We start from the raw sequence: 19,861 nt of genomic DNA, 5'->3' as shown, positions 1-19,861 counted from the left end.
AGCAGTTAGCGAGCAGAGACGCAGTAAACCTGTTAAGACGGGCTTAATGAGGATAATGGCCGCGATTGGTAGCGAAAACAGCAGGAAAGAGGCAAATTACGAGGAAAATGCCGGTCATTGCGCTGACCGGCAGAGAGACGTGGCGGGAATCAGGCGTGAGTGTCGGATTTTTCCTGCTCGTCCTGATCGACAGCAAAACAGGCGACCAGCTGATCACCGTACTGCTTCAGCTGCGGCTGAACCTGCGTGCATTTCACGAAAGCGCGACGACAGCGGGCGTTGAATGCACAGCCCGCAGGCGGATTCAGCGGGCTTGGCAGCTCGCCGGTCAGCTTGATGCGTTCGCGGCGATCGTCCGGATTCAGCCTCGGCGTCGCCGACAGCAGCGCCTGCGTGTAAGGGTGACGCGGATTATTGAAAATCGCCTCTTTGGTGCCCTTTTCCACGCAGCGCCCGAGATACATCACCATCACTTCGTCGGCAATGTGCTCGACCACCGACAGGTCGTGCGAGATAAACACGTACGACAGGCCGAGATCTTGCTGTAAATCCATCATCAGGTTCAATACCTGCGCCCGCACCGACACGTCGAGCGCAGAAACCGGCTCATCGGCGATCACGACGTCGGGATCCAGCATCAGCCCGCGCGCGATGGCGATACGCTGGCGCTGTCCGCCCGAAAACATGTGCGGATAACGGTCGTAATGCTCGGTTTTCAGGCCGACCTTCGCCATCATCGCCAGCGCTTTTTCACGTCGTTCGGCGCTGCTCAGCTTGGTATTGATAAGCAGTGGCTCTTCGAGAATTTGCCCCACTTTCTTGCGCGGATTCAGCGAGCCGTAAGGGTTCTGGAACACAATCTGGATTTTCTGACGACGCAGCTTTTCGGCGGTGACGTCGGGTTTCAGCAGATCCTGCCCCTGATAATAGAGCTCGCCGTGGCTCGGCACTTCAATCATGGTTAACAAACGGCCCAGCGTCGATTTACCGCAGCCCGATTCGCCCACCACCGCCAGCGTTTTGCCGCGCTCAAGCTCGAAAGAGACGCCGTCCAGCGCCTTGACCGTGCGATCGGGTTTAAACAGTCCGCCTTTTACCGCGTAGTGTTTTTTCAGGTCGATAGCCTTTAACAGCGGCTGCCCGCCTACGGAAGGCGTTACGCCGTTAGTTTTAATAGCTTCAACGGGATGATTAAGCGTCATAGGTTGGTCTCCCGGCATCATCCAGCGGATAATGACATTTGGACTGGCGGCCCGGCATACCTTGCAGGGCAGGCTCTTCTTTACGGCAGCGATCGGTGGCGTACGGGCAGCGCGGATTCAGCAAACAGCCGGTTGGACGATCATATTTACCCGGCACCACGCCCGGCAGTGACTGCAATCTCGCCTTGTCGGTTGAAAACTCCGGCAGCGATCGCAGCAGCGCCTGCGTGTAAGGATGACGAGGCGTGCGGAAAATCTCGTGCGATTCGCCCGTTTCGACCACCTGACCGGCGTACATCACGATGATGTGATGCGCGGCCTCGGCCACCAGCGCCAAATCGTGGGTGATCAGCATCAGCGCCATGTGCTCTTTCTGCTGTAGATCCAGCAGCAGCTCGATAATCTGCGCCTGAATCGTTACGTCGAGCGCGGTGGTCGGCTCGTCGGCAATCAGCAGTTTTGGACGGCAGGCGATCGCCATGGCAATCATCACGCGCTGGCTCATCCCGCCGGAAAGCTGGTGCGGATAAACGTCCAGACGCGAGGCCGGGTCAGGAATACCGACCAGATTCAGCAGGTCAATCGTGCGCTGACGGCGGGTCTTTTTATTGCCGCCCTGATGCACCTTGATGGCTTCCATGATCTGGAATCCGACGGTGTAGCACGGGTTGAGGCTAGTCATCGGGTCCTGGAAAATCATCGCCACTTCAGAGCCGACGATTTGTCGACGCTGTTTTTCGCTGATGCCCTGTAGATTTTGCCCGCCAAACTCCAGCTTGTCGGCCATGACTTTGCCCGGGAAATCGATAAGCCCCATCAATGCCAATGAACTGACGGATTTCCCCGAGCCCGATTCGCCCACGATGCCCACGACTTCACCCTGCTTCACGGTATAACTGATCCGGTCTACGGCGCGGAAAGGCGTGCCTTCGCTGCCAAAATGGACCGACAGCTTGTCGACGGTCAGCAGCGTTTTGCCGACCGGCACTTCGTTAATCAACGACTCTTCTTTATGTAATGTGGTTTCCATCTCTCGCCCCTTACTGCTTGAGTTTCGGGTCGAGGGCGTCGCGCAGGCCATCTCCCATCAGGTTGAATGCCAAAACTGTCAGCAGAATAACCACGCCCGGGAAGGTCACGACCCACCAGGCGCTTTGCGCGAACTGCAACACATCGGACAGCATGGTGCCCCACTCCGGCGTTGGCGGCTGAGCGCCCATGCCGAGGAAGCCGAGAGCCGCCATATCAAGAATGGCGTTGGAAAATCCAAGCGACGCCTGCACGATCAGCGGCGCAAGGCAGTTCGGCAGGATATTGACGAACATCTGCCGCGTCGAGCTGGCACCCGCCACGCGAGAAGCGGTGACGTAATCTCGATTGACCTCGACCAGCACCGCCGCGCGCGTTAGACGCACATAGTGCGGCAGCGCGACAAAGGTTAGGGCGAGCGAGGCGTTCACTATCGACGGGCCGAAAATCGCCACCAGCACCAGCGCCAGCAGCAGGCTCGGCAACGCCAGCATGATATCGACCACGCGCATGATAATCGCGTCGACTACGCCGCCGTAATACCCGGCAAACAGGCCGAAGATCACACCGAAAATCAGCGATAACACGACGACTAAACACCCGACGAGCAGCGAGAGCCGCGCGCCATACATTAAGCGGGTTAAAATATCGCGGCCAACATCGTCGGTTCCCAGCAGGAATTTCCAGCTGCCGCCCTCCATCCACACCGGCGGACGCAGCAACGCATCGCGGAACTGCTCGGCCGGCCCGTGTGGGGCCAGCACGTTGGCGCCAATCGCCAGCACCAACATGATGATGATGTAAACCAGCCCCGTAACGGCGCCTTTGTTACGCTTGAAATAGTGCCAAAACTCGCGCATTGGCGGCATAGGCGTCGGTGCGCCCGTGATCAGTTCACCGGCGACAGGTTCAGTAACTTGAGTCATTGTGCGCCTCTTATTTCTTGTGACGAATACGCGGATTGACGATGCCGTAAAGCACGTCGACCAACAGGTTGACCAGGATAATCAGCGTGGCGACCAGCAACACGCCGCCCTGCACCACCGGATAGTCGCGGCGTTGCAACGCTTCGATCAGCCAGCGTCCGACGCCGGGCCACGAGAAGATGGTTTCCGTCAGGATTGCGCCACCCAGCAGCGTGCCGACCTGCAAGCCAATCACCGTCACGACCGGCAGCATCGCGTTTCGCAGCGCGTGTACCACAATCACTCGCATCCGGCTCACCCCTTTGGCGCGCGCGGTGCGAATATAATCTTCGCCCAGCACTTCCAGCATCGAAGAGCGCGTCATGCGCACGATAACCGCCAGCGGAATAGTGCCCAGCACGATGGCAGGCAGGATCATGTGCATCACGGCATCTTTGAAATCGCCCGGTTCGCCCCAAATCAACGTGTCTATCAGGGTAAAGCCGGTTAGCGGCAGGCTGTCATCGAGGAACACCGTGTCGCTGATTCGCCCCGAAACGGGGGTCAAATTCCAGTGCACCGAGACCAGCATCACCAGCATGATCCCCCACCAGAAAATCGGCATCGAATAGCCGGTCAGTGAAATCCCGACCGCCGTGTGGTCGAAAATCGAACCGCGCTTCACCGCTGCCAGCACGCCAACCGGAATACCGACCAGCACCGCGAAGATCATCGCGCAGATACCCAGCTCGAGCGTGGCTTCGAAACGAGGGAGAAACTCGTGCCACACCGGCGTATGACTGCTCAACGACATGCCCAAATCACCGTGCAGCACGCCGTTCACATAGTGGAAATATTGTTGATAGAGCGGCTTGTCCAGCCCCATTTCTGACATCAGCTGAGCGTGACGCTCGGGAGACACACCGCGTTCACCCGCCATAATGGTCACGGGGTCGCCGGGGATGAGGTGCACGAAGGCGAAGGTCAGCAAAGTAATGCCGATAAACGTTGGGATGACTAACCCCAAACGTCGGAGTATGAACTGCAGCATATCCCGTACTCTCTGTGTAAAATGCCCGGCGAACCGTAGCGCGCCGGGCTTATTGTTGGCTCACATTGCTTTTAACGATTTACATCTTTCAAAGCCTGAAACGACACTGATGTTGTACTTATTTACTGTTTACTGTTTAGGCACTTATTTAATGTCGACGTTTTCGAAGTGATGTTTGCCCAGTGGATCAACCACATAGCCGGTCACTTCTTTACGCACAGGTTCATAAACGGTGGAGTTGGCGATGATCAGGGCGGGTGCCTGGTCATGCATAATCACCTGAGCCTGTTTGTACAGCGCGATACGTTTGTCGTGGTCCGGCTCGGCACGTGCAGGCTGAATCACGTCTTCAAACGGCTTGTAACACCATCTTGAATAGTTGGAGCCATCTTTCGCGGCCTGACAGCTAAACAGCGTCGCGAAGAAGTTGTCTGGGTCCCCATTGTCGCCGGTCCAGCCCATCATCACGGTTTGGTGTTCTCCGCTCTTCGCACGCTTCAGATATTCGCCCCACTCGTAGGTCACGATGTTGGCTTTCACGCCAATTTTTGACCAGTCAGCCTGAATCATTTCGGCCATGCGACGCGCGTTCGGGTTGTAAGGACGTTGAACCGGCATTGCCCACAGGTCGATAGAGAAACCGTCCGGCATGCCCGCTTCTTTCAACAGCGCCTTGGCTTTTTCAGGATCGTAAGGGTAATCCTTAACGTCGTTGTTGTAGCCCCACATGGTCGGCGGGATCAGGTTTTTCGCCGCTTGTCCTGCGCCCTGATACACCGCATCAATAATGGCCTGCTTGTTTACCGCCATGGTCAATGCCTGACGCACCTTGACGTTATCCAGCGGTTTCTTCTCGGTATTAAACGACAGATAACCGACGTTCAGACCCGGCTCTTGCATCAGGTTGATTTTGTCATCTTTTTTCATTGCCGCGATGTCAGCCGGGTTTGGATACGGCATCACCTGACATTCGTTTTTCTGCAACTTGGCGTAACGCACGGAGGCATCCGGCGTGATGGAGAACACCAGGCGATCCAGCTTCGGCTTGGTGCCCCAGAAGCCTTTAAACGCGGTATACAGAATGCGCGAGTCTTTCTGGTACTGCATCATCTGGAACGGGCCGGTGCCGATCGGGTTCAGGTCGATTTTCTCCGGCGTGCCGGCTTTCATCATGTTGTCGGCGTATTCGGAAGAGAGGATGGAAGCAAAATCCATCGCCATATCGGCCAGGAACGGTGACTCAGGATGGTTCAACACGAACTGTACGGTGTGGTCATCAACCTTGACGATTTTGCTGATCAGATCGCCCATGCCCATGCCGTCGAAGTATTCATAGTTGCCGCCCGACACTTTATGGAACGGGTTGGCGGTATCTTTCTGACGATTGAAGGAGAAGAGCACGTCGTCGGCATTAAAATCGCGCGAAGGCTTGAAGTCTTTGCTCGACTGCCACTTCACGCCCGAACGCAGGTGGAAAGTGTAAGTTTTGCCGTCGGCGCTCACGTCCCACTTTTCGGCCAGACCCGGCTGAATTTCGGTGGTGCCGATTTTGAACTCGACCAGACGGTTATAGATAGGCACGGAGCTGGCATCGTACGTGGTACCCGAGGTGAAGAGCTGCGGGTTAAAGCCTTCCGGTGAGCCTTCAGAACAATAGACCAGCGTCTTGGCCTGCACGCTTGCCGCCACGGTCAGCGCAATCAAACCCAAACTGAATTTCAGCAGGCCTGATTTACCCAAGGAGATTCTCATCGCTTTTGCTCCATTTTTTTATCGTGAAAATTAAGGTGATGTGGTTGTGTGTTGTGGTTCAGCTCGCCTTACCCTTTATTTTTTATTGACGGGTAAAGGCGTGTGTCGGATAGCTGCAGAAGTGAATTTCAGACGTATGACCGACGCCAACAGAGACATTTTTTGAGAAAGCATTTGCACCAAAAGAGGGTGTAAATAATTCCCTGACTCATCCTCTGGTCATTCCTGTTCCGTTCAATTTCGCAACTCTCTCAGGCGTCGTCAATATGGCGGGCAAGCTTTTACAAAGAGTGTGAGATACAACAAACAAACATAAAAAAACGGTGAATTGTTGTTTACAAGGTTAATATTTAGACATAAAGCCTTAACACAGGAGATAACACCGGTTAACAAAATTTAACCAGTGCATTACTCCACGTAAAAAGTCTAAAAATTTCATGCGGGAGGGAGTTTTTCCGCGTGGAAATTTTAAAAATTTAGGCCAATGGCAGGGTAAAATGCTGGCACATACCTCGAAAGAGTGCGACGAAACGCGCTTAATTCACTGGCGAAATAAACATTTCTGGTTGAAAGATGTGCGAATGCACTAAATCGGTGCGTCGAGGCGAGAACAAAAACGGCTCAATTTTGAAATTTTCGCTTAAAAGGCATACAGCACGGGCCTGCGAGAATGTAACTGATTATTTCAACGTTGGCGCGCTTGTTGCATCGTTTTTCCTTCCAAAAAGTTCTGTGCGGTAAAACGCATACTTTGCTCTCGGAGCTCATCTCTCCCGCAGCTTTTCTCCAGTAGACATGTCGCCATCACTTGTCAGGGGTTTGTCATATGGAATTGAAGTGGTTTGAAGATTTTCTTAGCGTCTCGCACTGTTTCAGCTTTACCCGTGCGGCCAGCGAACGCAACATTACCCAGTCGGCATTAAGTCGACGAATCAAGCAGTTGGAAGAGTGGTTGGGCGTGCCGCTGTTTGATCGCAAAACCTATCCCATTCGTCTTACGCCCGAAGGCCAGGAATTTCTGACCACCGCCTCCGAAATGGTCTTTTCGCTGACCCAATTGCGGGGCGAGCTGCGCGATCGCCACGGGCAGAAAAGCTCGATTCTCCATTTCGCCTCGCTAAATACGCTGGCGCAGACCTTTTTCCCCGACTGGATCAACAAGGTCGACCCGACGCATCAGTGCGGTTGCATTCGCCTGTCGGATCACCCGCCCTCTTTTGCAGGCAACATTGCGCTGCTGCTCGACGGCAAAACCGATTTTCTGCTGACTTACACTCACGATTCGGTCGCGCTGATGAAACAGCTGGAACGCTTTCCTTATATAGAGCTCGGGAAAGAGCGGGCGATGGCGGTTTGCGCGCCCGACAGCGACGGCAATCCGCTCTACCCGATTGTCGAGCGCGGCATGCCGACGCCGTTTCTTAGCTACGGCAACCGATCGTTCTTCGGCCACGCGTTGAGTGCTCTCTTTGCCGCGCGACCGCTGCCGTTAAAACCGATTTACGAGAATCCGATGTCCAGCGGCCTCAAGGCGATGACGATTTCCGGCTGCGGCGTGTCGTGGCTGCCCACCAGCCTGATCAAGGCCGAGCTGGCCAGCGGCGCGCTGACTCGCGCAGGCGATCGTAGCTGGGATATTCAAACCACTATTCGTCTCTATCGGCCTGAAAAATCGCGTAATATTCAGGCCGAAAACCTGTGGAACAAAGCGCGAAAACTGCACGCCACCCAGCTGCACGCTCAGGCCGTCGCCTGATTTTTTCCGGCCTGCGGGCCGGACCTTTCCTTTTTCACCTTTTATTTTTCAACTCTTGTTTTCACCTCGCCCTCTCCCCCAGCTCGCCCTAACTATGCCGTTTTTGCATGGATCCCGTTGGCACATTGCAAACTATGCCATTTCGGAATGAGGCATCCCAAACTCTCATTGGACCTTTGCCCGTTCTGCACACATTCTGCTCGAAAGCCTTTTTTTCCGCCCTCGATGCCGTAACAAGGAGTCCACGTTGAAAAGTGAATCTGCGCAGCAAAAAGAGTTGGTCTGGAGTTTGGTCGATGCCAAGAAAGCCCTGTTTACTGCCCTGAGCGACAGAGTCTGGGGCATGCCGGAAATTTGCTACACCGAATACCGTTCGGTGGCCGAGCACACGGCGATGCTGAAAGAGCAGGGTTTCACGGTAACGGAAAACGTCGCCGATATTCCGACGGCGGTGATGGGTGAAGCCGGTCACGGCGGGCCGATTATCGCGATTCTGGGTGAATACGACGCGCTGCCGGGACTCAGTCAGGTGGCCGGTTTGGCGCGTCAGGAAGCCTTGCCGGGCAATGGTCACGGCCACGGCTGCGGACACAATTTGCTGGGCTCCGCCGCGATGCTGGCAGCCACCGCGCTGAAAGATTGGTTAGCGGAAACCGGCACGCCGGGCCGCGTGCGTTATTACGGCTGCCCTGCCGAAGAAGGCGGCGCGGCGAAATCCTTTATGGCCCGTGCGGGCGCGTTTGACGACGTCGATATTGCCATCACCTGGCATCCGTCGGCCTTTAGCGAGGTGGCGCGCGCCGAATCTCTTGCCAATACGCGCATGGATTTTGTCTTCCATGGCCGCGCCTCCCACGCCGCCGCCGCGCCACATCTGGGTCGCAGCGCCCTCGATGCCGTCGAGTTGATGAACGTCGGCGTCAACTATTTGCGTGAACACGTGCCCGCCGACTCGCGCATTCACTACGCGATGCTCGACTCCGGCGGTATCGCGCCAAACGTGGTGCAGGCCCGCGCGGCGGTGCGTTACGCCATTCGTTCCCGCGACGTTCACGCCATGTTTGCCCTTAACGAACGGGTCAAAAAGGTCGCCAACGGCGCGGCGATGATGACCGAAACTACTGTCGATATCAGCATCATGAGCGCCGTCGCCAACCTGCTCGGCAACGAACCGCTGGAACAGGCGATGCAGCAAAACTTCGAGCTGCTCGGCCCGCTGGAGTTTGACGAGGCCGACAAAGCCTTCGCCGCCGAAATTCAGGCTACGCTAAGCCCTGAAGATATCGGCAGCGCCTATCGCCGTATCGGCATCAAAAAACCGCAGCAGGCCTCGCCGCTGTGCGAATTTATCGTGCCGCTCGAAGCCTCGGGCGAGCTGATGCTCGGCTCCACCGACGTCGGCGATATCAGCTGGAAAATCCCGACCGTGCAGGCTCACGTGCCAACTTATGCTATCGGCACGCCCGGCCATTCGTGGCAATTGACCGCGCAGGGAAAAATGCCCGCCGCGCATAAAGGTCTGGCTTACGTGGCGAAAATCATGGCCGCCACCGCCATCGATACGCTGACCGACAAAGTGCTGCTCGCCCGCGCCAAAACCGCGCATTACGAGCTGACCGCCGAAACGCCTTACGCCTGCCCTATTCCCGCCGAGGTTTCGCCTCCGCTTCAACCACGTCCGTCGGAGGAATCAGCTTGATGACTTACAACCCAAAGTTTGCCGGCAGAAAAAATCTTCTTAACTCGCTGATTGCGCTGACGTTGGCAGGCGGCGCGCTGCCTCTCGCGGCACAGGCCGCCACGCCCGCCGACTCCCTCGTCATGGCGTGGAACATTGATGCCATCAGTACTTTCGACCCCGCGCAAATCGGCGAGGTGGTGACTAACGAGCTGATTAAAAATACCTGTGACACGCTGGTCGATTTTGATCCCAAAGATGAGTCGAAAGTCATTCCTTCGCTGGCGAAAAGCTGGGACGTCTCCGCCGATCGCCAAACGATTACCTTTCATTTGAACAGCGGATTGGTCTTCCCGTCGGGCAATAAAGGCAGCGCGCAGGATTTGGCGTGGTCGATGCAGCGCGTGGTGCTGCTCGGCTTTGGCAACTCCGCCACCCTGACCGAATACGGTTTTACCAAAGATAACGTGATGGAGCGCATTACCGCGCCCGACGCCGACACGCTGGTGATGAAGCTCGACAAGCCTTATCCGACCAACCTTATCTTGCAGGCGATCGCCGCCAATGATGTCGCGATCACCCTCGATAAAGCGTTAATCGAGAAAAATGTTGTCGGCAATGACATGGGCAATAAATATCTGACCACTCACACCGCCTGCATCGGCGCTTATCAGCTGGTGCGCTGGAACGCGGGCGAAGGGCTGGTGTTGCAGGCGAATGAAAATTACTACGGCACCAAGCCGAAGTTAAAACGAATTTTGATTCGTCACGTGGCCGAAACCGGTACGCAACGCCTGTTGCTGACGCAGGGCGACGTCGATATTGCCCGCGATTTGGCCCCTGACGACCTGCGAGATCTCGATAAAAGCGGTCAGGTAAACGTCCAGAAAGTGCTGAAACCGCAGCTGTTCTTCTGGACCATGAACGCTGAAGACCCGATTTTCAAGAATGAGAAAGTGCGGCTGGCGATGCGTTATCTGATTGATTATCAGGGGCTTGCTTCTACGGTCATGCCTTATCTCGGCGTGCCACGCGCCAGTTTTGCCCAGCTCGGCGCCTTTGGTGCGCTGGATAAAGACAAAGGACAGCCCTTCAAACTCGACTTGGTTAAGGCAAAACAGCTGCTGACCGAGGCGGGTTATCCAAATGGCTTCTCGGCTAAAGTCTTTATCGGCACGCTGCCGCACTCCGCGCCTATCGCGCAGAATACGCAGGAAAACGCTGCCAAAGTCGGGGTCAAACTGTCGATCGAAAGCATGGCAAACGCCCAGCTGTTTAGCCGCGTGCGCGGGCGTGAATTCCAGAGCGCGATGATGGCCTGGCAGACTTCCGTGCCCGACGCCTACGGCAACGCCTCGCGACTGGTCTCTAATCCCGACAACAGCAAAGAGGCCAAGAAAACCCAGTATCCGAGCTGGCGCGCCTCCTATTTTGATCCCGCGATGAACAAAAAGGTCGATCAGGCCCTGCTGGAACCGGACGAGCAAAAACGTATCGCGCTTTACCACACACTTCAGGAAGAGCAGATGCAGCAAGGCCCGTTCGCCATTATGTTCCAGATGTACAACACCGCCGGGCTGAGCAAAAGCGTGAAAGACTGGACCTGGAACGGGTTCCGCGTCTATTACGCCGCCGCCTCGAAGTAAGCTTTTTGTGGTCATGATGGAGGAGATCCGATGTCGCTGATTGAACCCACGGCGGGCGCGCAGCCCGCTGAAACACTCGGAGTCAGGGTGGCAGAACACGCCGCCGCGCTGGCTAAACTGCTGGTTTCTGTCGCCGTAACGCTGCTCGGATTGGCGGCACTGACCTTCTTTATTGGTCGGCTGCTGCCTATCGATCCAGTGGTATCGGTGCTGGGCGATAACGCCAGTCAGGAAGCCTATCAAAAAATGTATGTTCTGCTCGGTCTCGACAAGCCGCTGTGGGAGCAGTTTTTGATCTACCTGAAACACGTCTGCATGCTGGATTTCGGCACCTCGCTGACCACCGGCCATCCGGTAAGCGAAGACATCGCCCGCGTATTTCCGGCCACGCTCGAACTTGCCACGCTGGCGGCGCTTATCGGCACCTCGCTGGGCATTCCGGCGGGCGTGCTGTCGGCCATGTATCGCAATACCTGGTTCGATCACTGCATTCGTTTTATCGGCCTGCTCGGCCATTCCGCGCCCAACTTTTGGCTCGGATTGATGGGATTAGTGCTGTTTTACGCCGCGCTGGGCTGGATTGGCGGACCCGGACGCATCGATTTTATGTATGAATTCGACGTCCACAAAGTCACCGGCTTTTATCTGATCGACACGGCGATTGCAGGAAACTGGGAGGCGTTTCGCAACGTGTTCAGCCACCTGATTTTGCCCGCCTCGATTCTCGGCCTCAGCGGCCTTTCCTACATCAGCCGCATGACCCGCAGCTTTATGATTGAACAGCTGTCGCAGGAATATGTCATTACCGCCCGGGTAAAAGGGCTGTCATGGGCGCGCAGCGTGTGGATCCACGCGTTTCGCAACGTGGCGGTGCAGGTGGTGACGGTTGTCGCGCTCTCTTACGCCTTCCTTCTCGAAGGCGCGGTGTTAACCGAAACGGTGTTTGCATGGCCCGGTTTTGGCCGCTATCTCACCAACGCCATGCTGGCCGGTGACATGAACGCCGTGGTGGGCTGTTCGCTGCTGATTGGGGTAATTTTCGTGATGCTGAACCTCATCTGCGACCTGCTTTATCGCATTTTCGATCCCCGCACCCGACAGGAGCAATCATGACCGATTCCGTGAAAACACCTGCTGAGCACGCTCCACGCGGCTCGCTGCGCAACTGGCTGGATGAGCCGTTTCCCGCCACGCCGTGGCAGGCGCGGGTGCAGCAAAGTCTCGGCCAGTGGCGACGCTTTCGCCGCAATACGTCGGCGATGTTTGGGCTAATCGTCATCCTGATCATTGCCTTTGCCGCGATTTTTGCGCCGTGGATTGCCACCCATAATATTTTTGCTCAGGACCTGCAAATTCGACTGGCCGCGCCGAGCCGCGAATACTGGCTCGGCACCGACGAATTAGGCCGCGACATTTTCAGCCGGCTGATTTATGGCGCGCGCATTACGCTCTACATCACCTGCCTGAGCGCGCTGATTGTCGGGCCGATCGGCCTGCTGGTCGGCACGATTGCGGGCACGGTCGGCGGCTGGACCGACACGATTTTAATGCGCGTGGTCGATATTTTTCTCGCCTTCCCGAGCCTGATTCTGGCGCTCGGTTTTGTCGCCGCGCTCGGCCCCGGCATTGAAAACGCCATTATTGCGATTTCGCTCTCCGCGTGGCCGCCTATTGCGCGTCTGGCGAGGGCCGAAGCGCTGTCGATTCGCAAGATGGATTACGTCGCGGCGGTGCGATTACAGGGCGCTTCGTCGCTGCGCATTATTTTGCGCCACATTATTCCGATGTGCCTGCCGTCGGTGGTGGTGCGCCTGACGCTGAACATGGCGGGCATTATTCTCACCGCCTCGGGGCTTGGCTTTTTGGGCCTTGGCGCGCAGGCACCGAGCCCGGAATGGGGCGCGATGCTCTCATCGGGGCGGCAATTTATGATGACCAACTGGACGATTGCCGCGATCCCGGGCCTGTCGATTCTTCTCACCAGCCTGGCTTTCAACCTGTTCGGCGACGGCCTGCGCGACGTACTGGATCTGCGCCATGATTAATTCCTCTTTCGATGAAAATGAGAAGCTGCTCGAGGTCGAGAATTTAAACGTGGTGTTTAAAGGCCATCGACAAGACCATCACGCCGTGCGCAATATTTCCTTTTCTGTCGGCCGTGAAAAAGTCGCCATCGTCGGCGAATCGGGTTCCGGCAAATCTTTAACTGGCCGTTCGCTGCTCAAATTGACGCCGCGCGGCGCGACAGTGACGGCGGGGAAAATGCGGTTTGGCGAGTTGGATCTTTTAGCCTGCTCGGAACGTGAAATGCGCAAAATTCGCGGCAAAAGGATTTCAATGATCATGCAGGATCCGAAATTCTCGCTGAATCCGCTGATGCGCGTCGGCCATCAAATTACCGAAGCCTATCGTATTCACTTTAATGTCAGTGAAAAAGAGGCGCGGGCCAAGGCGCTGCTGATGCTGGAGGCGGTGAATATTCGCGACCCGCAGCGCGTGTTTGCCCTTTATCCGCACGAAATTTCTGGCGGCATGGGCCAGCGCATCATGATTGCGATGATGTTAATTCCCGAACCGGATTTGATCATCGCCGACGAACCCACCTCAGCGCTCGACGTCACCGTGCGCCAGCAAGTATTGAACGTGCTCGACTCGCTGCTTGAACGCCGTAAAACCGGCCTGCTGTTTATCACCCACGATCTCAGTCTGGTATCGAGCTTTTGCGACCGCGCGCTGGTGATGTACGCCGGCAGAATTCTCGAAGAGATCGCCGCCGACCAGCTGCATCTGGCGAAACATCCTTACACCCGCGCCCTGCTCGCCAGCCAGCCCGACCTGCATCATCCGGTTGATATGCTGGCGATTCCTGCCCGCGATCCCGCTTGGCTTACCGGCCCCGTTTATCGCTATGGAGAAGCCGTATGACGCTGTCGCCTACAGAATCGAAAGATAAAGAGCTGCAAAATGATCCGTTGAAAAATGCGCCGCTCGCCGCCGACCGGATGATTGAAACTGTCGATCTCAGCATTGCCTTTGGCAAGGGCCACAAGCGGCGTCTGGTGGTCGATAAGGTTTCGCTAAATATCGCGCGCGGTGAAAGCTACGGGCTGATTGGCGAATCCGGCTGTGGAAAATCGACGATTCTACGCACGCTAACCGGGCAAAATACCCACTATGACGGCGCGATTTTGTATCAGAACCGCGAGCAGCATCCGCAGCGCGACAAAGACTATTATCGGCAGATTCAGATGGTGTTTCAGGACCCGTACGCCTCGCTGCATCCGCGTAAAATGGTCTATCACACGCTGCTCGAGCCGTTGGTGATTCACGGCATGGACCGCCGCGAGGAGCGGATCAGCGAGGTGTTGACGTCGCTCGGGCTCAGCGACGCGTTTCGTTATCGTTATCCGCACCAGCTTTCGGGCGGCCAGCGACAGCGCGTGGCCCTCGCCCGCGCGTTGATTATCGAGCCGCAGGTGTTGCTGCTCGATGAACCGACCTCCGCGCTCGATGTTTCGGTGCAGGCCGAAATCCTCAACCTGCTGAAAACGCTGCGTCGTCAGCGTAATTTGACCTATTTGATGGTCACGCACGACCTCGCGGTGGTTGCGCATCTCTGCGATAGGGTGGCGATTATGCATCAGGGAAAACTGCTGGAAGAGTTGACCGCCGATGAAATTCGACGCGGCGCGGCGACCCAGCCTTATACGCAGCAATTTTTGGCGGCGAGCAGCCACTAGCTTTGGAACTTTACTCATGACTCAACCTTTGATGCCCCGCGACGGATGGGAAGGGTTGCTGCGCCTGTGCGATCGCAGCCATTGTGATGCTTTGCTGGTGATTCAGGGCGGCAAAAACCTGTTCGAATACGGCGATATGCAGCAGCGTTTTCTCTGCCATTCGATGCGCAAAAGCTTTCTCAGCGCGCTGATTGGCATTCAGGTCGCGCAGGGCAATATCGACCTTTCGCTAACGCTGGCCGAGCTGGATATCGACGATCACGACCCGCTCAGCGAGGTCGAACGCAGTGCCACGCTGTACGATCTACTGATTGCACGATCGGGGATTTTTCACCCCGCGCACTATGAAACGCCGTGGATGACGCGCATCAAACCGCCTCGCCACAGCCAGCCGCCGGGCTGTCATTGGAGCTATAACAATTGGGATTTCAACGCGTTGGGCACGGCTTATCGCCAGCTTACCGGGTTGGATATTCATCAGGCTTTTCTTGAGCAGATTGCACAACCGCTCGGCATGGAAGATTTTCGCTACGACCCAGAGCGGCGCGACGGCTGGCTCGAAACCGGCGAAAAATCTCGCCACGCGGCCTATCCGTTTCGACTGTCGACCCGCGATTTAGCCCGTTTCGGCCAGCTTTATCTGCAAAATGGAGGCTGGAATGGCCAACAAATTTTGCCCGCCAGCTGGGTTCGCCGCAGCCTGATGCCCTATTCCGACGCGGGCGATCGCGGCGCTTATGGCTACATGTGGTGGCTGGCGCGGCAGGGCATCGCCTTTCCTGGCTGCGAATTGCCCATCGGCAGCTTTTTTGCCTATGGCGCGGGCGGACATTACTGCCTTGTGATGCCCGCGCTCGACGCCGTGGTCATTCATCGCGTGAACACCGATATCCCCGAGCGCAGCGTTAACCGATTTCAATTCGGTCGACTTCTCGACCTGTTACTTTCCTGATCAGCACTGCCGGAGAATCCCCAATGAATGCCATTCAAGCCATTGCCGACTGGAGTCGTCAGCAGCACACTTTTAGCCCGCAGACCCGCGAACTCGCGCGGCTGGCGATTACCGACACGCTGGCCTGTCTGTATGCCGGAAAAGCGGATTTTTCGAGCCAGACGGTGCGGCACGCGTTTGCCGGTTATCTCAACGACGGCGCAGGCGCGCGTGTAATAGGCGGCGGCAAGGCACCCGCGGCCATTGCCGCCTTGTTGAATGCCACGGCGGCACATGCTATTGATTACGATGATAATTTCCAACCCGGCATGAGCCACGCCTCGGCGGTGCTGGTCCCGGCATTATTAGCCGTTGCCGATGAAATCAACGCCAGCGGCCGTCAGTTAATTGATGCGTATTTGATAGGTTTGCAGGCGCAGGCTTTTGTCGGCTGGGGCGTGGGGCCTTCACATTACACGGCGGGCTGGCACGGCACCTCGACTGTCGGCTGTATCGGCACGGCGGCGGGCGTGGCGTGGTTATTGGGCCTCGATGCGGCGGGCATTGCGCGCGCGCTGAGTAACGCCGTGAGTTTTGCCTCCGGCACCAAAGGACAATTTGGCACGCCGATCAAACCGCTGCACGCCGGTTGGGCAGCGCGCAACGCCATTGACGCCGCGCGACTCGCCGAACAGGGCATGCTCGGTCGGCTCGATATTCTCGAAGCCCCGCAGGGATTTTTAGAACTTTTCGGTGGTGATTCGCCGTCGGGTTGGGACTGTGAATCTATTTTGGCGACGCAAAAACATGTGATCGAAACCGTTGGCGTGATGCCGAAACGTCATCCGTGCTGCGGCTCGACCCACATGATTATCGACGCGCTGCTGGATATCCGCGCGCAGCATGATTTTAGTGATGAAGAGGTGGTCAGCGTCGCCACGTTGGTCGGCATCGCCAATCAGCGCAATCTCGCGTATGTCGTGCCGGAAGATGAGATGCAGGCCCGATTTTCAATGAATTACTGCGTCGACACGCTGCTGCGAAACGGCGCGCTGGGCGTCAATGATTTTACGCCCGCCCGCGTCGCCGCGCTTGCCGATCCGGTTCGTTTAGCGCGTATTTCAATGCAGGCTTACCGCGCCGAACAGGAAAAAGATACGCCGCCCGGCGAGCGTCTGGCGCATCGCGTCACCGTGACGTTGAAAGATGGCCGCGTGCTGGAAGCCGAACGCAAGCTGGCAAAAGGCTCTCTCATCGAACCTTTCACCCCCGCCGATCGCCTGCAAAAGTTTGTCGACTGCTGCGCGTCATTACCTTCCGCCCACACGATTTTCACGCAACTCTCCCGCCTCGACGAACAGCAGGATTTAACGTTTTTGAATGAGATGATGGGTGAATAAATAACCTATTGAGCGTTTGATGAGAGTACAAAACCACGAGATTTTATAAACTACGGCGTAAATTTATTTAAGTAATTTACTGTTTTAAAAGAGGATTACATGAAAAACTTACGCCAAGCTTTAACGAGGCGCGCGTCTCAAAGACAAGTACGCGTTACAGAAATAACAAACGAAATAAACCTCGGTACGCGTTTGTATCTATTAAGAGAAAAATGTAGATATCAGCAAGATTCAAACCTACTGTTTAGTACACATAATAAACAATACTGTAATGACAATGACATTACACCCTGTTACTGTGTGGCTTTCCTACCAGAGGCCAAAATGATGCCAACACCTAATTCTCAAAGGCCAGCAAGTAAGCGAGAATCGCTAAACCTTAGAATTCGTGCTGAAGATAGGGATTTAATTGATCGCGCTGCACAAATTAAAGGTAAAAATCGCACTGATTTTATTCTCGAAGCTGCAAAATCTGCAGCGCAGCTCGCGCTTTTGGATCAGACAGTATTAATGATTAATCCCGAGTCCTATGCCGCATTTATCGCGGAATTGGATAGTCCTGCGCAAATCAATGAAACTCTGCGTCGGACGTTGCAAACTCCAGCACCTTGGGATAAATAGTCATGACATTGGACGTGCCAGTCCCACTTAATGAGCAGCATCGGCTCAGTGAATTTGATTGTGGTGAACCAAATCTTAATGAGTGGCTAGTGAAACGTGCTAAGGGCAACCAAATAAGCGGTGCTTCACGGACATTCGTCGTTTGTGATAGCGGCAAAGTCGTCGCTTTTTATGCTTTGGCTGCCGGGGGCGTAACCAGCTCCTCCTCAACAGGCAGCGTAAAGCGCAATATGCCTAACCCGGTACCCGTAGTTTTTCTAGCACGCCTTGCCGTTGATCATACTTCTAACAGAAAGGGCATAGGCAAAGCATTAGTACGTGATGCAGTGCTCCGCGTGCTTAACGCAGCAGATAATATTGGTATCCGTGCGCTGGTCATTCATGCCTTAGACGATAAAGTGAAAGATTTTTATCAGCGGCTTGGCTTTCAGTCATCACCTTTCGAGCCTTTAACGTTAATGGCAACACTAACATCATTACGATCCAACCTAGGCTACTCCTCGTTTAAAACCGTCTTGCCGGGCTAAAAGGTTGCATGGCGATCTGTGGGGTTTCGTGGGTCATGAGGCTGGCGAGCAGTTGACCGGTGGCGGGGCCGAGCGTGAAGCCCTGATGGCCGTGACCGAAGGCGCACCACATTCCCTCGACGCCCGGCACGGCGCCAATCACCGGTTTCATGTCCGGCATGCATGGACGCGCGCCCTTCCACGGCTCGGCGTCAACGCGATCGCCCAAGGGCAGTAAATCGCGCGCTATAGGTTCCAAATCTACTAATTGCGTCGGCGTCGACGGACTCTCCACCAGCGCCAACTCTGCGCCGGTCGTTAGTCGTAGCCCGTTTTTCATCGGCGCGACCAGATATCCGCGCTCTTCATCCAGCACCCAATGTTCGAGCTTTCTGTCGGCCAGCGTCGCGTAATGCATGTGATATCCCCGCTTCACGAACAGCGGCGGTGCGAACCCAAAACGTTCGGTCAGCCGCGTGCTCCACGGGCCGAGCGCGATCACCACCTCTTTTGCCGTCACTGTCTCGCCACTTTGCGTGCGCACCTGCCAGCCTTCGGCCTGTTTTTCCAGCGAAAGCGCATCGCCAAGCAGCATTTCGCCGCCGCGTTGGCTAAAGAGATCGGCGTAGGCCAGCACCAGATCGCCGGGACTGCGCAGCGTCCAGGGATCGGTCCAATGCACCGCGCCCGCCAGTTGATCGTTGGCGATCCCGGGTTCCAGCGCGGCCAGCTGTTGTCGATTAAGTTTTTGATGATTTACGCCGTTTTCCAGCTGCAAAATATCAGCCTCGGCAAAGGCGGCCGCGAGATTTTTTTCGCTGCGCATCAGCATCAGCCAGCCCTGCTTTTTCACCAGTGATTCCGCCTGCGCCGCGCGGATCAGCTCGTCGTGGCTTTCTATCGACAGCGCAATCATCGACGCATAGTCGGCGGAAATCTTTTGATAAGGCGTTGCAGCCGAATGGTTGAAATAACGCAGCAGCGGTCCCGCCACGCGCGGCAAGGCTAAGGCATGATAACGAACGTCAAAACGACGATTGGTAGCAGCTCCGGCAATAACCGACAGGGCGCGCGGAAAAGCATAGGGCCGCACGGCTTCGCGCTGGATAATGCCGGCATTGCCAAAAGAGGTTTCCAGCCCGGCGGCCTGACGATCAAATAACGCCACCGAGCGCCCTTTCGCCTGCAAATGCAGCGCGCAACTCACGCCAACCATGCCCGCGCCCAACACCAAAACGTCGTATTTCATGCCAGTAAACTCCAAAAAAATTAGGCCGGAACGCGGGCGATCACGCTGATTTCCATCGCCGCGCCGTCAACCATCATTCCGGCGCAGACGGTGGTTCTGACCGGCAATGGCGCGCTAAACCAGCGAGCGTATGCCTGATTAAACTCGGCAAAATAGGCTTTATCGGTCAAATACACGGTGCAGGAAAACACGTCGCGCATTCTGATTCCGTTCTCTTCCAGACGCGCCTTGACGCGCCCGAGCATGGTGTCAGTTTGTTGGGTAATACTTTCTGCAAAGCTGCCGTCGGCTTCGAACGGCACTTCACCGGATAAATAGGCCACGCCGTCAATGATGCGAATCGGCGAGAAAGGCAGAGTAACAGGGTTAGTCATAATCGGATTCCAAAAGTTAAA

Annotated in this window: 18 protein-coding genes; 11 read left to right on the top strand and 7 right to left on the bottom strand. The window is 56.0% G+C overall.

Annotation, left to right across the window (positions count from 1 at the left end; translation table 11 throughout):
• Positions 1-149: 149 nt before the first annotated feature.
• The 5 genes from dppF to dppA all read right to left on the bottom strand — a co-directional run bounded on the left by dppF (position 150) and on the right by dppA (position 5,939).
• On the bottom strand, positions 150-1,202 hold the full coding sequence (gene dppF, locus SC206_RS08525) for a dipeptide ABC transporter ATP-binding subunit DppF (RefSeq protein ID WP_332736125.1): 1,053 nt from the start codon (positions 1,200-1,202) through the stop codon (positions 150-152).
• A complete protein-coding gene (dppD, locus tag SC206_RS08520; RefSeq protein ID WP_332736123.1) occupies positions 1,192-2,232 on the bottom strand; it encodes a dipeptide ABC transporter ATP-binding protein in 1,041 nt (346 codons plus the stop codon). Before dppD ends, dppF begins: the two co-directional genes overlap by 11 nt.
• A 10-nt stretch (positions 2,233-2,242) precedes the next feature.
• On the bottom strand, positions 2,243-3,157 hold the full coding sequence (gene dppC / locus SC206_RS08515) for a dipeptide ABC transporter permease DppC (RefSeq protein ID WP_332736120.1): 915 nt from the start codon (positions 3,155-3,157) through the stop codon (positions 2,243-2,245).
• 10 nt (positions 3,158-3,167) lie between these two features.
• Positions 3,168-4,187 (bottom strand): dipeptide ABC transporter permease DppB, encoded by a 1,020-nt coding sequence (gene dppB, locus SC206_RS08510; protein ID WP_332736118.1) that lies wholly within the window; start codon positions 4,185-4,187, stop codon positions 3,168-3,170.
• 144 nt (positions 4,188-4,331) lie between these two features.
• A complete protein-coding gene (dppA, locus tag SC206_RS08505; RefSeq protein WP_332736116.1) occupies positions 4,332-5,939 on the bottom strand; it encodes a dipeptide ABC transporter periplasmic-binding protein DppA in 1,608 nt (535 codons plus the stop codon).
• Between the two features lie 826 nt (positions 5,940-6,765).
• Between dppA and SC206_RS08500 the strand changes: the two genes are divergently transcribed.
• From SC206_RS08500 to SC206_RS08450, 11 genes are all read left to right on the top strand, one after another.
• Entirely contained in the window at positions 6,766-7,695 is a 930-nt protein-coding gene (locus SC206_RS08500) for a LysR family transcriptional regulator (RefSeq protein ID WP_332736114.1), read from the top strand.
• A 247-nt stretch (positions 7,696-7,942) separates the two neighbouring features.
• Positions 7,943-9,394: a M20 family metallopeptidase gene (locus SC206_RS08495; protein ID WP_332736112.1), complete on the top strand. Its 1,452-nt coding sequence runs from the start codon at positions 7,943-7,945 to the stop codon at positions 9,392-9,394.
• The gene (locus SC206_RS08490; protein WP_332736110.1) at positions 9,394-11,019 is read left to right on the top strand and encodes an ABC transporter substrate-binding protein; all 1,626 of its coding nucleotides are present in this window, start codon (positions 9,394-9,396) and stop codon (positions 11,017-11,019) included. The genes SC206_RS08495 and SC206_RS08490 overlap by 1 nt, the downstream gene beginning before the upstream one ends.
• 30 nt (positions 11,020-11,049) lie before the next feature.
• The gene (locus SC206_RS08485) at positions 11,050-12,132 is read left to right on the top strand and encodes an ABC transporter permease (protein WP_332736108.1); all 1,083 of its coding nucleotides are present in this window, start codon (positions 11,050-11,052) and stop codon (positions 12,130-12,132) included.
• On the top strand, positions 12,129-13,064 hold the full coding sequence (locus tag SC206_RS08480; RefSeq protein ID WP_332736106.1) for an ABC transporter permease: 936 nt from the start codon (positions 12,129-12,131) through the stop codon (positions 13,062-13,064). The genes SC206_RS08485 and SC206_RS08480 overlap by 4 nt, the downstream gene beginning before the upstream one ends.
• Positions 13,057-13,944: an ABC transporter ATP-binding protein gene (locus SC206_RS08475; RefSeq protein WP_332736104.1), complete on the top strand. Its 888-nt coding sequence runs from the start codon at positions 13,057-13,059 to the stop codon at positions 13,942-13,944. Before SC206_RS08480 ends, SC206_RS08475 begins: the two co-directional genes overlap by 8 nt.
• Positions 13,945-14,021: 77 nt before the next feature.
• On the top strand, positions 14,022-14,759 hold the full coding sequence (locus tag SC206_RS08470; RefSeq protein WP_332736387.1) for an ABC transporter ATP-binding protein: 738 nt from the start codon (positions 14,022-14,024) through the stop codon (positions 14,757-14,759).
• Between the two features lie 16 nt (positions 14,760-14,775).
• On the top strand, positions 14,776-15,711 hold the full coding sequence (locus SC206_RS08465; protein WP_332736102.1) for a serine hydrolase domain-containing protein: 936 nt from the start codon (positions 14,776-14,778) through the stop codon (positions 15,709-15,711).
• Between the two features lie 23 nt (positions 15,712-15,734).
• A complete protein-coding gene (locus SC206_RS08460; RefSeq protein WP_332736100.1) occupies positions 15,735-17,090 on the top strand; it encodes an MmgE/PrpD family protein in 1,356 nt (451 codons plus the stop codon).
• A 327-nt stretch (positions 17,091-17,417) separates the two neighbouring features.
• The gene (locus SC206_RS08455; protein ID WP_332736385.1) at positions 17,418-17,711 is read left to right on the top strand and encodes a type II toxin-antitoxin system TacA family antitoxin; all 294 of its coding nucleotides are present in this window, start codon (positions 17,418-17,420) and stop codon (positions 17,709-17,711) included.
• 2 nt (positions 17,712-17,713) lie between these two features.
• Positions 17,714-18,238, top strand: coding sequence for a GNAT family N-acetyltransferase (locus SC206_RS08450; RefSeq protein ID WP_332736098.1), 525 nt, complete (start codon positions 17,714-17,716; stop codon positions 18,236-18,238).
• On the opposite strand, the gene SC206_RS08445 is transcribed toward SC206_RS08450, so the two are convergent.
• Together SC206_RS08445 and SC206_RS08440 are read right to left on the bottom strand one after the other, a co-directional pair.
• Entirely contained in the window at positions 18,216-19,466 is a 1,251-nt protein-coding gene (locus SC206_RS08445) for an NAD(P)/FAD-dependent oxidoreductase (protein ID WP_332736096.1), read from the bottom strand. The genes SC206_RS08450 and SC206_RS08445 overlap by 23 nt on opposite strands.
• 20 nt (positions 19,467-19,486) lie before the next feature.
• Entirely contained in the window at positions 19,487-19,840 is a 354-nt protein-coding gene (locus tag SC206_RS08440) for a RidA family protein (protein WP_332736094.1), read from the bottom strand.
• Between the last annotated feature and the right edge of the window lie 21 nt (positions 19,841-19,861).

Origin of the sequence: Rouxiella sp. T17 (assembly GCF_036663475.1) — a bacterium.
In the GTDB taxonomy this organism is placed as follows: Bacteria; Pseudomonadota; Gammaproteobacteria; order Enterobacterales; family Enterobacteriaceae; genus Rouxiella.
The sequence above is the reverse complement of the archived record's forward strand: the minus strand, read 5'-3'. Positions and strand labels throughout refer to the sequence as shown.

Coding starts and splice junctions, on each gene's coding strand:
- dppF (WP_332736125.1), bottom strand. CDS start 1,202: ATGACGCTTAATCATCCCGTTGAAGCTATTAAAACTAACGGCGTAACG.
- dppD (WP_332736123.1), bottom strand. CDS start 2,232: ATGGAAACCACATTACATAAAGAAGAGTCGTTGATTAACGAAGTGCCG.
- dppC (WP_332736120.1), bottom strand. CDS start 3,157: ATGACTCAAGTTACTGAACCTGTCGCCGGTGAACTGATCACGGGCGCA.
- dppB (WP_332736118.1), bottom strand. CDS start 4,187: ATGCTGCAGTTCATACTCCGACGTTTGGGGTTAGTCATCCCAACGTTT.
- dppA (WP_332736116.1), bottom strand. CDS start 5,939: ATGAGAATCTCCTTGGGTAAATCAGGCCTGCTGAAATTCAGTTTGGGT.
- SC206_RS08500 (WP_332736114.1), top strand. CDS start 6,766: ATGGAATTGAAGTGGTTTGAAGATTTTCTTAGCGTCTCGCACTGTTTC.
- SC206_RS08490 (WP_332736110.1), top strand. CDS start 9,394: ATGACTTACAACCCAAAGTTTGCCGGCAGAAAAAATCTTCTTAACTCG.
- SC206_RS08485 (WP_332736108.1), top strand. CDS start 11,050: ATGTCGCTGATTGAACCCACGGCGGGCGCGCAGCCCGCTGAAACACTC.
- SC206_RS08480 (WP_332736106.1), top strand. CDS start 12,129: ATGACCGATTCCGTGAAAACACCTGCTGAGCACGCTCCACGCGGCTCG.
- SC206_RS08475 (WP_332736104.1), top strand. CDS start 13,057: ATGATTAATTCCTCTTTCGATGAAAATGAGAAGCTGCTCGAGGTCGAG.
- SC206_RS08470 (WP_332736387.1), top strand. CDS start 14,022: ATGATTGAAACTGTCGATCTCAGCATTGCCTTTGGCAAGGGCCACAAG.
- SC206_RS08465 (WP_332736102.1), top strand. CDS start 14,776: ATGACTCAACCTTTGATGCCCCGCGACGGATGGGAAGGGTTGCTGCGC.
- SC206_RS08460 (WP_332736100.1), top strand. CDS start 15,735: ATGAATGCCATTCAAGCCATTGCCGACTGGAGTCGTCAGCAGCACACT.
- SC206_RS08455 (WP_332736385.1), top strand. CDS start 17,418: ATGCCAACACCTAATTCTCAAAGGCCAGCAAGTAAGCGAGAATCGCTA.
- SC206_RS08450 (WP_332736098.1), top strand. CDS start 17,714: ATGACATTGGACGTGCCAGTCCCACTTAATGAGCAGCATCGGCTCAGT.
- SC206_RS08445 (WP_332736096.1), bottom strand. CDS start 19,466: ATGAAATACGACGTTTTGGTGTTGGGCGCGGGCATGGTTGGCGTGAGT.
- SC206_RS08440 (WP_332736094.1), bottom strand. CDS start 19,840: ATGACTAACCCTGTTACTCTGCCTTTCTCGCCGATTCGCATCATTGAC.